Origin of the sequence: Rhizobium sp. BIGb0125, assembly GCF_024810055.1 — a bacterium.
Lineage (GTDB): Bacteria > Pseudomonadota > Alphaproteobacteria > Rhizobiales > Rhizobiaceae > Agrobacterium.
The window spans coordinates 87,977-101,154 of record NZ_JANUDV010000012.1 but is presented as its reverse complement, the minus strand read 5'-3'; the positions used below and the strand labels follow the sequence as shown (position 1 = coordinate 101,154).

Annotated in this window: 15 protein-coding genes; 7 read left to right on the top strand and 8 right to left on the bottom strand. The window is 55.4% G+C overall.

All coding sequences use genetic code 11. The features are described 5' to 3' along the window. Positions 1–3 precede the first annotated feature (3 nt). Positions 4–591: a TetR/AcrR family transcriptional regulator gene (locus M2418_RS24830; protein ID WP_259149701.1), complete on the top strand. Its 588-nt coding sequence runs from the start codon at positions 4–6 to the stop codon at positions 589–591. Positions 592–801: 210 nt separating this feature from the next. Here M2418_RS24830 and pcaQ read toward each other — a convergent pair whose 3' ends face one another. Beyond that, on the bottom strand, positions 802–1,725 hold the full coding sequence (gene pcaQ, locus M2418_RS24825; protein ID WP_259149700.1) for a pca operon transcription factor PcaQ: 924 nt from the start codon (positions 1,723–1,725) through the stop codon (positions 802–804). A gap of 94 nt (positions 1,726–1,819) precedes the next feature. On the opposite strand from pcaQ, the gene pcaD reads away from it, so the two are divergent. Genes pcaD through M2418_RS24800 form a run of 5 tightly spaced genes read left to right on the top strand, consistent with a single transcriptional unit; the run spans position 1,820 to position 5,505 of the window. After that, entirely contained in the window at positions 1,820–2,632 is an 813-nt protein-coding gene (gene pcaD, locus M2418_RS24820) for a 3-oxoadipate enol-lactonase (RefSeq protein WP_259149699.1), read from the top strand. Continuing rightward, a complete protein-coding gene (gene pcaC, locus M2418_RS24815; RefSeq protein WP_259149698.1) occupies positions 2,625–3,035 on the top strand; it encodes a 4-carboxymuconolactone decarboxylase in 411 nt (136 codons plus the stop codon). The genes pcaD and pcaC overlap by 8 nt, the downstream gene beginning before the upstream one ends. Positions 3,036–3,037: 2 nt before the next feature. Further along, positions 3,038–3,787 carry a protocatechuate 3,4-dioxygenase subunit beta gene (pcaH, locus tag M2418_RS24810; protein WP_259149697.1) on the top strand — a complete coding sequence of 250 codons (750 nt, stop codon included), beginning with the start codon at positions 3,038–3,040 and terminating at the stop codon, positions 3,785–3,787. After that, entirely contained in the window at positions 3,787–4,401 is a 615-nt protein-coding gene (gene pcaG, locus M2418_RS24805) for a protocatechuate 3,4-dioxygenase subunit alpha (RefSeq protein WP_259149696.1), read from the top strand. Before pcaH ends, pcaG begins: the two co-directional genes overlap by 1 nt. Positions 4,402–4,443: 42 nt before the next feature. Beyond that, on the top strand, positions 4,444–5,505 hold the full coding sequence (locus M2418_RS24800; protein ID WP_259149744.1) for a 3-carboxy-cis,cis-muconate cycloisomerase: 1,062 nt from the start codon (positions 4,444–4,446) through the stop codon (positions 5,503–5,505). A 25-nt stretch (positions 5,506–5,530) separates the two neighbouring features. Here M2418_RS24800 and M2418_RS24795 read toward each other — a convergent pair whose 3' ends face one another. From M2418_RS24795 to M2418_RS24765, 7 genes are all read right to left on the bottom strand, one after another. Then, positions 5,531–6,601, bottom strand: a complete 1,071-nt coding sequence (locus tag M2418_RS24795) for a Gfo/Idh/MocA family protein (protein WP_259149695.1) — start codon at positions 6,599–6,601, stop codon at positions 5,531–5,533. A 9-nt stretch (positions 6,602–6,610) separates the two neighbouring features. Beyond that, complete coding sequence (locus tag M2418_RS24790) at positions 6,611–7,438, bottom strand: shikimate dehydrogenase (RefSeq protein WP_259149694.1); 828 nt, start codon at positions 7,436–7,438, stop codon at positions 6,611–6,613. 33 nt (positions 7,439–7,471) lie between these two features. Beyond that, the gene (locus tag M2418_RS24785) at positions 7,472–8,203 is read right to left on the bottom strand and encodes an amino acid ABC transporter ATP-binding protein (protein WP_259149743.1); all 732 of its coding nucleotides are present in this window, start codon (positions 8,201–8,203) and stop codon (positions 7,472–7,474) included. Between the two features lie 73 nt (positions 8,204–8,276). Then, a complete protein-coding gene (locus tag M2418_RS24780; protein ID WP_250984702.1) occupies positions 8,277–8,918 on the bottom strand; it encodes an amino acid ABC transporter permease in 642 nt (213 codons plus the stop codon). A gap of 12 nt (positions 8,919–8,930) precedes the next feature. Continuing rightward, positions 8,931–9,599 (bottom strand): amino acid ABC transporter permease, encoded by a 669-nt coding sequence (locus M2418_RS24775; protein ID WP_192490099.1) that lies wholly within the window; start codon positions 9,597–9,599, stop codon positions 8,931–8,933. Positions 9,600–9,618: 19 nt separating this feature from the next. Then, a complete protein-coding gene (aroQ, locus tag M2418_RS24770) occupies positions 9,619–10,062 on the bottom strand; it encodes a type II 3-dehydroquinate dehydratase (RefSeq protein WP_250984703.1) in 444 nt (147 codons plus the stop codon). A 106-nt stretch (positions 10,063–10,168) separates the two neighbouring features. Then, positions 10,169–10,999 (bottom strand): transporter substrate-binding domain-containing protein, encoded by an 831-nt coding sequence (locus M2418_RS24765; RefSeq protein WP_192490097.1) that lies wholly within the window; start codon positions 10,997–10,999, stop codon positions 10,169–10,171. 189 nt (positions 11,000–11,188) lie between these two features. Here M2418_RS24765 and M2418_RS24760 point away from each other — a divergent pair, with 189 nt between their 5' ends. Beyond that, positions 11,189–13,093, top strand: a complete 1,905-nt coding sequence (locus M2418_RS24760; RefSeq protein ID WP_259149690.1) for a bifunctional sugar phosphate isomerase/epimerase/4-hydroxyphenylpyruvate dioxygenase family protein — start codon at positions 11,189–11,191, stop codon at positions 13,091–13,093. The last annotated feature ends 85 nt before the right edge of the window (positions 13,094–13,178 follow it).

The following is a 13,178-nucleotide window of genomic DNA, read 5'->3' as shown; positions in this document are numbered from 1 at the left end:
GAAATGCGAGTGAGCCGCGCACAGGCTGAAGAGAACAGGGACAGGGTCATCGATGTGGCAAGTCGCCTGTTTCGAGAGCATGGCTTCGATGGGATCGGCCTCAAGGACTTGATGAAGGGTGCTGGACTTACGCAAGGCGCCTTCTACAAACAGTTTGCGTCAAAAGAGGACCTCGCGACCCTTGCGTCGGCGAGAGCAATGGAGAGCGCCACGGCACGATGGTCGGACGCCGCCGCAACCAGCTCCGATCCCCTCAAGGCGGTGATGGGCTTCTACCTCTCCACAGATCACCGGGGAGAAAAGGCCGAAGGTTGTCCTTTGGTGGCTCTGGGATCGGATGCGGCTCGTCAGAACGCTGAGGTCAAGCAACCATTTGAAGACGGAATTCGCGCTCATTTCGATGTGCTGGAAAATTTGGTGGGCGGACCCGAGGACCCAACAGCCAATGGCAAAGCCTTGGCGATACTCTCACTGATGGTCGGTGCGGTCACGCTTTCACGTCTCATACAAGACGAAACCTTGTCCCGTGGCATCCTGGATTCAGCAGCTGGCGAGGTCCGCAGGATCGCGGGTCGCGATGTTCCAGCGTGACGTTCATCAACTCCAGCGCCTGACGTTGACAGAGCCAGACGACATGACCGGCACGGGTGGTATTCGGATTGAGATTTCGGTTTTGGCGAGGTTAATACCAGAGCAGTTTTGATCGGTTTCGCGTTGTGACGAAGACGCCCACGTTGACGCGGCGCGTCTGTTGTATTTCGTTTCTCGGTTAATGACGTTGGCGGAAAAGATTGACAGGTTTCAAATCAGCGCACGGGAGGCTGCGGCCTCACGTATTGTCTGCATCAAAAGAGACATAGCCACCGAAGGGACAGCATCCGTTCGCATTGTCAGGCCAACGGGTCCTCGCGTTTCGTTCGTATCAATCGGCAATACGCACAGCCGTCCGTCATCGATATCACGCGCCACGACACCGGCAGATATGATCCACACCGCATCGCTTGAAAGAACGAAGGCACGGCCGAAGGCATCTGACACGGTCTCGATCTGGTTCGGCAGGCCGGAAATGCCATTGGCAATGAGAAACCGATCAACAAATGGCCGAATGATCGACGACGTGGTCGGCATCAGGATCGTGTACTCTGCAAGTTCGGCAAATGGCGAGCGGTCCGACGCGAGCAGCGGATGTCCGGCTCGCACGGCAAACACCACCTGCTCGGAATAGAGATGCTCGAAAACGAATCCCGCCATCCTGTCGGCTCCCGCGAGCCGGCCGACGACAAGATCAAGCTCTCCAAAGCGCAGTTGCTCAAGGAGCACTGCATTTTCACCCGTTACGATCTTGATACGGCTCCAGGTCTTTTCTTTTAGAAAAATGTCCATGGCACGTGGCATGATATGGCTTGAAACAGTGGGCAGCGCACCAATGCGCAGAAGCGGAGCTTCCCCTATCCGTTCATGCGACACAGAATCGAGCCCTTGGCGAAGCGCTGCAATCGCCGATCCGGCATGTTTCAGGAAAACGTCTCCATAACGCGTTATCCGGATCCCTCGCCCATCACGTTCCACCAGCGCGACACCAAGTACGCCCTCAAGTTCTCGTATCGTCTTGGTCACCGCCGGCTGGCTGACATTGAGGAACCCTGCCGCCTTGACGACGCTTCGGTGGCGGGCAACCTCGATAAATGCCTGAAGATGGCGAAATTTGATCCGGGATTCGTTCATTTAATCGATAACCATATGGATATGTAAGACGCTCAAGAAGTTATTTTACTTAACCGGTTCAATATACCAAGATCATTGTGGGAGATATTTTTCAATGCAGTTTGCACACGTCAACGGAGTCACGATCCATTACCAGGTCATCGGCGGACCAGCCGATAAACCAGTTATCGTGTTCGCCAATTCACTGGGCACGGATTTCCGGATCTGGCGTGATGTGATCGTACGCCTTGCCGGGGATTTCCCAATTGTTCTGTATGACAAGCGCGGCCATGGTCTGTCCGATGTCGGAAACGCGCCGTATTCGATTGAAGATCATGCCGCAGATCTTGCCGGTCTTCTTGACCTGCTCAACGTAAGCCAGGCTATTCTCTGTGGCCTTTCCGTTGGAGGGCTAATCGCACAGGCGATGTATCAGACGCGACCCGATCTGGTGAGAGCACTCATCCTTTGCGACACGGCAAGCAAGATCGGGTCTGCCGAAATGTGGAATTCGCGCATCGAAGCAGTCGAGGAGCACGGCATAGCAAGCATAATTGATGCCGTCATGGATCGATGGTTCACACCATTGTTCCGCAGCCCTGACAACATTGCCTATCGCGGTTACCGGAACATGCTGGCACGCCAGCCTGTCGAGGGTTATGCCGCAACCTGCGCTGCCATTCGAGACGCCGATTATACGGAAGCGGCAAGGCACATAGCGGCTCCGACCCTTTGTATCGTCGGCGACCAGGATGGCTCAACACCGCCCGAACTTGTCAGGTCAACTGCTGGTCTTATTGCGGGAGCGCAATTCGAAATCGTCAAGGACGCGGGCCATATTCCCTGCGTCGAGCAACCCGAAGCACTGGCCGACCTGATCCGAACTTTCATCAATAGCGCGATCACCCGAGGCAAGCTCAATGAGTGACACCGAAACAGACCGCCACCGGCTGGGCATGGAGACACGGCGCGAAGTATTGGGTGACGCCCATGTCGACCGCGCCATCGCCAATTCAACCGATTTTGACCAGCCGTTCCAGACGTTGATTACAGAATCCGCCTGGGGGCATGTCTGGTCGCGTCCCAATTTCACCAAACGTGAGCGGTCAATCATTACAATCGCGCTATTGGCGGCGCTTGGCCAGGATGAAGAGGTCGCCATGCATGTGCGCGCCACCGCCAATACCGGTGCTTCACGCGAAGATGTTCGCGAAGCGCTGTTGCATGTCGCCATCTATGCAGGCGTGCCCGCCGCAAATCATGCCATTAAGATCACGAAGCGCGTCTTCGACCAGATGGACGCCGAAAAGACATCAAGGGAGGAGACCTAAGGATGTCCGATAATTCCAACCAGAGGCCGGAAACAGGTGCATTTTTTGCGCGGGATCGCGAATGGCATTCACCGGCTTTGACTCCGGGATACAAAACATCGGTTCTTCGCTCGCCGCAGCGCGCATTGCTGTCCCTGGACGGCACCATCTCTGAAATTACCGGCCCGGTTTTCGGTCATTCCATGATCGGCGAACTCGATAACGACCTGATCCGGAACTATGCCAGCCCGGGCGAAAGTGCCATCGGTGAACGTATCATCGTCCACGGTCGCGTTTTGGATGAACGAGGGCGCCCGGTGCGCGGTGCACTGCTCGAATTCTGGCAGGCGAATGCCGGCGGGCGATATCGCCATAAAAAAGAAACGTATCTTGCTGCAATCGACCCCAACTTCGGTGGATGTGGTCGCGCCATTACCGATGATGACGGGCACTACGCATTTCGAACGGTCAGGCCCGGAGCCTATCCATGGCCAAACGGCGTAAACGACTGGCGCCCTGCCCACATCCACTTTTCTGTTTTCGGCCACGGCTTTGCCCAACGGCTTATCACACAGATGTATTTCGAAGGTGATCCGATGATCTGGAAGTGCCCGATCGTCAACACCATCCCGGATCGGCGCGCTATTGAACAACTGATTGCGCCACTCGACTGGGGGCAGACGATCCCAATGGATTCGCGAGCCTACAAATTTGACATCGTCTTGCGCGGGAGGCGCTCGACTATTTTTGAAAACCGGCTGGAGGGTAACTGATGACCCAGGAACTTCACAGGTTGAAGGAAACACCGTCGCAGACGGCCGGTCCCTATGTCCACATCGGGCTCACTCCTAATTTCTGCGAGATTGGCGGCATCTATGGCGTTGATCTGGGAACCGAAATGGTCAATGAGCAGACTGTTGGTGAACGCATCACGATCTGTGGCCGGATTTTCGATGGCGCTGATGTGCTGGTGCGCGATGCGGTCGTGGAAATCTGGCAGGCCGATAATGCAGGTCTTTACAACAGCCCTTCGGAAATGCGCGGCACCGCTGACCCGAACTTTACCGGCTGGGGTCGCTGCCCCACCAACAGCGAAGACGGGTACTTCCGGTTTGAAACCGTCAAGCCCGGCCGAGTGCCGTTCAGGGACGGGCGTTTGATGGCACCGCATGTAACGCTCTGGATCGTTGCCCGCGGCATCAATATCGGGCTGCATACCCGCCTCTATTTCTGCGACGAGAAAGAAGCCAATGCCGCAGATCCGCTATTGTTGCGCATAGAGCATCGCCAGCGGGTGGAAACCATGGTGGCGCAAAGAGATGGCAGCGTCTACAGCCTCGACATTCATTTGCAGGGGCCAAAGGAAACCGTTTTTCTCGATATTTAAGTCCTTTGACGACATGTCGACAAACGTTAATCTGGACACATGATGTCATTTTCTCCATTCGACCACCCCTTTCTGTCGGGCCTTCTCGGCGATGGCGAAATCGCTGGCTATCTTTCGGCTGAAGCCGATATCAGAGCTATACTGTCCTTCGAGAGCGCATTGGCGCGTGCGCAGGCAGGGATCGGCGTTATCCCGACCGAGGCCGCAAACCGTATTTCGATTGAGTGTATTAGACTTAACCCAAATGTGGAGCAGCTTGGCGCGGCAGTAGCAAGAGATTCTGTAGTCGTGCCGGAATTGGTCAAGCAGCTGCGCGAGGCAGTTGGCGGTAGTGCTGCAACCCATGTTCATTTCGGCGCGACCAGTCAGGACGCAATTGACACAAGCCTGATGTTGAGGCTTCAGACAATCGTGCAGATTTTCGCAGATCGCACAGCAGAAGTTGTAGATTTCCTGCATGGGCTCGAACGTCGCTTTGGCGACTGCCTGTTAATGGGGAAGACCCGCATGCAGGCAGCCATACCAATTCATGTGTCAGACCGTTTGCGGAGTTGGCGAGATCCGCTCGAGCGCAGCCTCAAGTCGCTGGAGCACTTGGAATTTCCCATTCAATTCGGAGGTGCGGCGGGCTCACTCGACAAACTAGGCGAGCATGGCGCCGCCATCCGCGCTGCGCTTGCCAAGGAGCTGGGCCTTGCCGATATCAGGCAATGGCAAAGCCAGCGTGACCCCGTCGTCGCCATCGGCCATTACCTTTCATTGCTGACTGGAGCACTGGGCAAGATAGGGCAGGATATTGCACTCATGGCGCAGGCAAGTGGCGAGGGAGAAATCTCCCTTGAGGGCGGCGGCACATCTTCCGCCATGGCGCATAAGCAGAACCCGGTGGCGGCTGAAACACTTGTTGCACTCGCTCGCTTCAACGCCGTACAGGTTTCTGGTTTGCATCAGTCGCTTGTCCATGAACAGGAGCGTTCGGGCGCGGCTTGGACCCTCGAATGGCTAATATTGCCACACATGGTGATGGCAACGGCCGCATCGCTTCGCTTGAGCATGCAAATGCTCGCAAGCATCAAAAGCATGGGGACGACAGATCTGCCATGAATCGGGGAAAGTACCCGCCTGACGATCAAGAGTTCATCGCATCATCGATCAATTCCTGCGGTCGCACTGGCCTTCTCTCACGCGCCGATCTGGCGATGGTCAAAGTGGTCGCCAGCGTCATCATGCCATCGCGCGCAGAAATCAGCGGTGTTGCCGTTCCGGCGATGATGTCGATGAAATGGGCAAGCTGGTTGTCATAGGCTCTGCTACCGTCGAGCGTGACGTGCCGCCGGACCAGAGGGTGCCGCCAATCTCCATTCAGCGTCTCATGCGTCCACAGATCCATCGAGGGTACAGCCAATGCGGCCTGCGTACCCGACAGAAAATATGCGTTTTCCGGCTGGTGTGGGAAATACAGGGCCTGCCCGGCTGCCGTGTCCCAGTTGTAGGGCGAAACGGCAGCATCACTCATCAGGAAAGTTCCAAGTGCGCCGGAGGTGAAACGTACGCTGATGCTGGCACTATCCTCGACCTCGAATCCCCGCACTGTGTTGGACGTGAGCGCCATTACCTCCTCGATATCTCCGCAAATGAAGCGCAAACAGTCGACATCATGAATGAGGTTGATGAGGAGTGGGCCTCCACCCGGTTCGCGACGCCAGGCGGTATCGAAATAATGTCCAGGCTTGTCAGCCATCCACATTGCGTTGACAGCAACAAGGCGCCCCAGTGCACCCTCTGCCACCAGTTGTCTCGCCTTAGCAATATCCGGGCTGTGGCGCCGATGGTGGCCAACGAGCACGGGAACGCCCGTCCTGTCAGCCGCCGCAACGAGCAGCATTGCGGCCTCCAGAGTATCGGCCACGGGTTTTTCCACCAGGCAAGGAATGCCGTGCTCCACACAGGCGATCACAGCGGCAGCGTGAAGAGCATTCGGCAGCGCGATAATAACGCCGTCCGGGCGAATTTGCTCAAACATCGTGACAGCATCGCAATAATGCCTGGCTCCATATTGGTCAGCCACAGATTTTGCCGCTTCAGCAGGATCAACAATTGCGACCAGTGCCGTTTTCGGGTTTCTGAACAGCAACGCTGCATGTTCACGCCCGATCAGGCCCGCACCGAACAACGCAATTTTCGCAGGTTGGGAAACCATGCTCATCCTTCACAATCTGGCAACAGCGCGCAGTTCCTCGGCCGTTGTTGTCGGCAGGTCAAAAAACTCAAGATATGCGGGGATTTGCTCGAACAACATGTCGGTCCCCACCTGATATCCGCAACCGCGAGCACGAGCAGCAGCCAGAAACGGGGTGATTTCCCGGCTCAACACAACCTCCCCTGCAAAAGCAGATGGCGAAATATGGGATACATCGAAAGGAAGCGGATCGTTCTCGTTCATGCCAAGCGGCGTTGCATTGATGACGATATCGTATCCGTCGGGATCGGTTTTGCCGATCTCCACCTTCAAGTCAGGATAATGGCGGCGTAGCCGATCCGCGAGCCCCTGCATCATGGTGGCGGAAGCGTCTGACAGCGCCAGTTCCGCCAGTCCGGCCTTGGCAAGCGAGGCTGCGATCGCTGACCCGACCCCGCCAGTGCCCGCCATGATCGCTCTCACCCCACTGATTTGCCTGCCCTTGCGCAAAACCCCGCGCACGAAGCCCTCACCATCGAACATATCGCCAATCAGCCGGCCATCCAGTCCAATCCGCACCGCGTTGCAGGCTCCCGCCACCTGTGCATTGGTGGAAATCTGGTCCAGCAGTTCCATGGTCGTTATCTTATGCGGCATGGTGATGAGTGCGCCGTGAATATTGGACAGGCGGAAAACGAGTTTGAGAAACGCCGTGTAGTCTTCCGGGCGACATCCCATGGGTACGACAACCGCATCAATGCCGTTCTTTTCGAAATAGGGATTGTAGATCAACGGCGCTTTGAAGGAGTGCGTCGGAAAGCCGAGATGTGCTATGAGTTTTGTGTTGCCGCTGATCATCGGCCTACCTTCCGGCTGCGAATTGTGACCGCATCAATGCCGCCCAAGGATCTCACCAAGGAATTTCCTGGTGCGTTCATGTTTGGGATCGGAGAAAAATTCTGCAGGTGGTGCCTCTTCCACGATCACTCCGCTTGCCATGAAGACGACACGATCCGCGACCTGACGCGCAAACCCCATTTCATGGGTCACGCAGATCATTGTCATGCCTTCATCAGCAAGAGCGATCATCGTATCCAGCACCTCCTTGACCATCTCAGGGTCCAGCGCAGAGGTCGGCTCGTCGAACAGCATCGCCTTGGGACGCATGCACAGAGCGCGGGCAATCGCAACGCGCTGTTGTTGCCCGCCGGATAGCTGAGCGGGATATTTCTCTGCCTGCTCAGCAATCTTGACCCGCTCAAGCAACTGCCGCGCGCGTTCCTCCGCCTGCGCCTTGTCGAGGCCGAGTGCCTTTATCGGAGCAAGCATGCAGTTTTGCAGCACGGTGAGATGCGGGAAAAGATTGAACTGTTGGAACACCATGCCGACCTCGCGGCGTACCGCATCGATAGTTTTGGATCCATGTCCCAGCATGATTCCGCCAACATGGATATCGCCCTTTTGATAGGTCTCAAGGTGATTGATGCAACGGATAAGCGTGGATTTCCCACTGCCTGAAGGACCGCAAAGCACGATTTTTTCACCCTTAGCCACCGACATATTGATGTTATCGAGGGCCTGAAAGGCGCCATACCACTTGTTCACACCTGACAAGGTGATCATCTGTTCGGTTGGGTTTTCTGTGGCTACTGTCTGGTTCATCAACGAAACTCCGGAATTGTGCGCACGCATAAAGTTAGCGGCTGGCTGCCACGAACTTTCGCTCGAGGTGAGCGCCATAGATGGTCAGCGGGCAGCACATCAGAAAATAGAGAACTCCAACGATGCCGAAGACGGTTAGGGGCTGGAATATCTGGTTGGAAATGATGTTTCCTGCACGGGTCAGCTCGGTGAACCCGACGATCGAGGCAAGTGAGGTCCCCTTGATCAGCTGCACCAGAAAACCGATCGTCGCTGGAAGCGAAATCCGTATTGCCTGTGGCAGAACGACGTCTTTCATTCTGGAGATATAGCCGAGGCTCAGTGCCTTTGCTGCCTCAGTCTGGCCGCGCGGTACAGCTTCGATCGAACCGCGCCAGATTTCCCCCAAAAACGCACTGGCATGGAGCGTCAGACCAACAGAAACCGCAGCCCACGCATCCATCTGGATGCCGATCAACGCAAGGCCGTAATAAACAACGAAGAGCTGCATAAGAAGCGGCGTGCCCTGGAAGATGGCGATGTAGCCGGCAGTCAGGCGCTCCAGTATGGCAATGCCGGATGTGCGTGCCAAGGCGACAAGAAGGCCGGAAATGCATCCGAACAGGAAGGCAACCACTGACAAGGCGACGGTCCATTTAAGACCTGCCAACAGGAAAAGAAATTCATCGCGTCCCATGGGATTGTCTCCTCACTTGACCGGATAGCTGAAGTAGCGGGAGGAGAAGAGCGCAAAAATCCGCATCATCACCCAGGATATGACGAGATAAAATGCTGTCACGGTGAAGTAGACCTCGAAGCTGCGGAAGCTGTCGGACTCGATCCGCTGCGATACTGAGGTCAGTTCGTAGGCTGAAATCGCCGATGCGATGCTGGTCGTCAGCGTCAGCAGAATGAATTGACTTGTTAGCGACGGATAGATCGCACGAAGCGCCGGCTTTAGAACGATCAGCCGGAAGACCTGAGCCTTGTGAAGACCAAGGGCCAGCCCCGCTTCTACCTGCCCCTTCGAGATGGACTGGACCCCGCCGCGGATAATCTCGATGGCATAGGCGCCGCCATTGATACCCAATGCAATGATTGCGGTCGGGGTTGGATCAAGGCGGATGCCCGCCAGCGGCAAGGCGAAATAGATAAAGAATATCTGCACCAGGAAAGGCGTGTTACGGATCAGCTCAACGAAGGCAATCGTGAGCCAGCGCAACAGCTTGACTGGAGACTGGCGCAAAATAACGCCACCAATACCGATAACGATCGCCAGAAGCATGCCACAGATTGCCAGCGTAAATGTGCCAAGACAGGCCCATAGCAGGTTTGGCAAACCTTCAATGACTGGTGTGAAATCCAGGGTATAGTTCATGACGTCTCCTGCAATGCTCTCAGGATGATCTTGCCAGGTCGGCCATGGCCTCGATCGCCAGTTCATATCCGCGCGCGCCGAAGCCAATCATGATGCCGGTCGCGGTGCGGGAGATCAGGGAATTGTGGTAGATACTTTCGCGTGCATGCACGTTGGAAATGTGCAGCTCTATCTTCGGCCCGTCAAACGTCTTTAGGGCATCCAGCAGGGCAATGGACGTGAAGGTATATCCTGCCGGATTGATGATGATGCCACACGCTTCTTTCCGTGCCTGGTGAACAGATTCAACCAGTTCACCTTCGAAATTCGTCTGGCGGAAATCAACCGAAAAGCCCAGTGACGCGGCTTTCGCCTCGCACCGATCGCGAATATCGGCGAGAGTGGTGGTGCCATATATGGAAGGTTCCCGCTCGCCCAAAAGGTTGAGATTAGGACCATTCAGGACAAAGATCTTATTTGTCATGCAAAGTCTCCAGGCGCATCGGCGCACCGGCTTTGGCCGGGCACCGATGCGGACACCTGCACGTCAGGTGCCGCCTCGTAAATGTTGGGGTTGTGAAAGTCGAAACTCAGTTCGCAGTAAACGAGATGCCTTCGAGGCTTGTCGGAAACTCCGGAACCGGAACCTTCATCCAGTTGGCATAGATCTTGTCGAGTTCGCCATTCGCCTTGATCTTGTCGATGAACTCGTTCACCGCAGCATTGAGCTCTTTTTCACCAAGACGGGTGCAGGCACCATTATAAAGCTTCTGGAATTCGAGCTTGTTTTCAAATTTACCAGGGACAGCCTTTTCGACGCGGTCCATGTAGAAGATGTTTCCGCCAAGGGCGTCAACCTGACCGGAGGCTAGTGCCTGGACACTTGCAGCGTCGCCATCATATCGACGGATCGTCGCTGTGGATGGTGCGTTCTTGGTGACCTGAGTATCCTGGGCAGCACCCTTGGCGACACTGATCGTCAAGCCAGCCATGTCTTCATTGGTTTTGATCGACTTGTCCTTTGGACCGATCAGAACGATGGCATTTGCATTGTAGGGCTTGCTGAACTGAACGGCTTTTGCGCGATCCGGCAGCATGGCCATCGTTGCAAAAAGGATATCAACCCGACCCGAGGTCAAGGCGGGAATACGGTTGTTGACTTCGAGCGGAACGAATTCCACATCCACGCCAAGCTCCTTGGCGAACAATGCGCCCATCTCGGCGTCAAAGCCGTCCTGTTTGCCAGCGCTGGTGACAAAACCCCATGGCGGGTTATCGCCCTGGATTCCAACGACCAGCTTGCCCTTGGCCTTGATCTCGTCCGGCGTGATAGCTGCGGCCGGTTGCGACAGTGATGCCGCGGCCACCATTGCCGCTGCGCCCAACAGGACACTGCGTCGGTTCCATTTGAATCCAAACATAAGGTGCTCCTCCTCTAATAGCCCAAGGGCCAGCCAACTCTCCTCCAGCTGGCAACACGTCAAAATTGACATAAGGCCATTTGCAAATCAACAGAGTTTTTCTATAATCTCATATAAAATGCATTTCAGCATTCACACGAATTACTGAATGACGAATATCGGTGATGATTTGCCTCTGGAGGAGCGAATATGAAAACATCAATTGCCACGGTATCGATCAGCGGAGATTTTCCCGAAAAGCTTGCGGCGATCGCCGCGGCAGGTTTTGACGGCGTTGAGATCTTCGAGAATGATTTCCTCGCATTTGATGGCAGTCCTGCTGACGTCGGACGCATGGTTCGTGATCACGGATTGGACATTACGCTTTTCCAGCCATTCCGTGATTTTGAGGGCATGCCCGAGCCGCTGCGTGGCCGCACCTTTGATCGCGCCGAACGCAAGTTCGATGTCATGCAGCAGCTGGGAACCGATCTCGTTCTCGTCTGCTCCAACGTCTCACCTGCCTCGCTTGGCGGCATAGACCGCGCAGCCGCTGACTTCCATGAGTTGGGTGAGCGGGCGGCAAAACGTGGCTTGCGAGTGGGTTATGAGGCCTTGGCGTGGGGCAGGCATATCAATGACCACCGCGACGCCTGGGAGATCGTGCGACGGACTGACCATCCTAATATTGGCCTGATACTCGACAGTTTTCACACATTGTCGCGCAAGATCGACATCAATTCTATCCGCTCCATACCTAAGGAAAAGATCTTCATCGTGCAGCTTGCTGACGCACCGCTGATAGACATGGATCTGCTCTACTGGTCGCGTCATTTCCGCAACATGCCGGGTGAAGGCGATCTGCCGGTGACAGAGTTCACCGCCGCGGTCGCTGCAACTGGCTATGACGGATATCTTTCCCTGGAAATTTTCAATGACCAGTTCCGCGGAGGCTCTCCCAAAACAATTGCCGCTGATGGCTACCGCTCGCTGATATATCTGGGTGATCAGGTTCGTCGTCATCCTGAAGCGGCAACGCTGACCCTGGCGGAAATGCCGGCGCGCGCGCCTGTATCCGGTATAGGTTTTGTTGAATTTTCAACAGATGAGGAGGACGGTGAAAACCTCGCAGGCATCTTGAAAACCCTTGGTTTTCGCAAGACGGCTTCTCATCGCTCCAAGAAAGTCGCGATTTTCCAACAGGGCAACATCCGCCTTTTGCTCAATACCGACGACAAGGGTTTCTCCAACGCGTCCTTTGCGGTACACGGCACGTCCGCCTATGCGGTCGCGCTCATAGTCGATGATGCCAAGCAAGCCTATTCGCGCGCAATCGCGCTTGGTGCCGAGCCCTTCGAGCAGTCTGTCAGTGAAGGTGAGATTGAGATACCCGCCATACGCGGTGTCGGTGGTGGACTGATTTATCTGATCGATGACAAAAGCGATCTCGGCCGCTTTGCGGAAATCGATTTTCTCCCCGCCCATGAGGAAGCGGAGATTTCGTCTGCCCACCTTACTCATGTCGACCACGTCGCTCAGACCGTAGCCTATGACGAAATGCTGACCTGGTTGCTGTTTTACACAGCGATTTTCGACGCCAACAAAACTGCAATGGTTGATATCATCGATCCCGCAGGCGTGGTGCGCAGTCAGGTGGTCCAGAATGCCTCGGGCAGTTTGCGGCTGACGCTGAATGGAGCAGAAAACCGTCGTACGCTGGCGGGCCATTTCATTGCTGAAAAATTTGGATCGGGCGTGCAGCATCTGGCCTTTCATACCTCGGATATCTTCGCAACAGCCGCGGCCCTGCGTGCCAATGGGTTCAAGCCACTGCCCATTTCGCCCAACTACTACGACGATGTAGAAGCACGCTTCGGTCTCGACCCGGAACTGACCGAACGGCTGAAAGTGGAGAACATTCTCTATGATCGCGACGACCATGGAGAATATTTCCAGCTTTACAGCACGACATTCGGTGAGGGTTTCTTTTTTGAGATCGTGCAGCGTAGTGGTTACCGGGGATATGGCGCTGCCAACGCCATTTTTCGTATCTCGGCATTGAAAAAGGCACTCAGACCGGAAGGCGTGCCAAAGCCCACGCCGGATGTGCGATAGGAGCAAACATCGAAGCTCTTCAACGCAAGGAGGCTGGATTTATGCACCGCCGCAAAATATGTATGACGATTAAGAGAATATCCGA

Excerpts from the sequence above, each read along its gene's own strand:
- M2418_RS24790 (WP_259149694.1), bottom strand. The coding sequence starts at position 7,438 with ATGATCAGCGGCAACACAAAACTCATAGCACATCTCGGCTTTCCGACG.
- M2418_RS24775 (WP_192490099.1), bottom strand. The coding sequence starts at position 9,599 with ATGAACTATACCCTGGATTTCACACCAGTCATTGAAGGTTTGCCAAAC.
- M2418_RS24785 (WP_259149743.1), bottom strand. The coding sequence starts at position 8,203 with ATGATCACCTTGTCAGGTGTGAACAAGTGGTATGGCGCCTTTCAGGCC.
- pcaG (WP_259149696.1), top strand. The coding sequence starts at position 3,787 with ATGACCCAGGAACTTCACAGGTTGAAGGAAACACCGTCGCAGACGGCC.
- M2418_RS24765 (WP_192490097.1), bottom strand. The coding sequence starts at position 10,999 with ATGTTTGGATTCAAATGGAACCGACGCAGTGTCCTGTTGGGCGCAGCG.
- aroQ (WP_250984703.1), bottom strand. The coding sequence starts at position 10,062 with ATGACAAATAAGATCTTTGTCCTGAATGGTCCTAATCTCAACCTTTTG.
- M2418_RS24830 (WP_259149701.1), top strand. The coding sequence starts at position 4 with ATGCGAGTGAGCCGCGCACAGGCTGAAGAGAACAGGGACAGGGTCATC.
- pcaC (WP_259149698.1), top strand. The coding sequence starts at position 2,625 with ATGAGTGACACCGAAACAGACCGCCACCGGCTGGGCATGGAGACACGG.
- M2418_RS24760 (WP_259149690.1), top strand. The coding sequence starts at position 11,189 with ATGAAAACATCAATTGCCACGGTATCGATCAGCGGAGATTTTCCCGAA.
- M2418_RS24795 (WP_259149695.1), bottom strand. The coding sequence starts at position 6,601 with ATGGTTTCCCAACCTGCGAAAATTGCGTTGTTCGGTGCGGGCCTGATC.
- pcaQ (WP_259149700.1), bottom strand. The coding sequence starts at position 1,725 with ATGAACGAATCCCGGATCAAATTTCGCCATCTTCAGGCATTTATCGAG.
- pcaH (WP_259149697.1), top strand. The coding sequence starts at position 3,038 with ATGTCCGATAATTCCAACCAGAGGCCGGAAACAGGTGCATTTTTTGCG.
- pcaD (WP_259149699.1), top strand. The coding sequence starts at position 1,820 with ATGCAGTTTGCACACGTCAACGGAGTCACGATCCATTACCAGGTCATC.
- M2418_RS24800 (WP_259149744.1), top strand. The coding sequence starts at position 4,444 with ATGTCATTTTCTCCATTCGACCACCCCTTTCTGTCGGGCCTTCTCGGC.
- M2418_RS24780 (WP_250984702.1), bottom strand. The coding sequence starts at position 8,918 with ATGGGACGCGATGAATTTCTTTTCCTGTTGGCAGGTCTTAAATGGACC.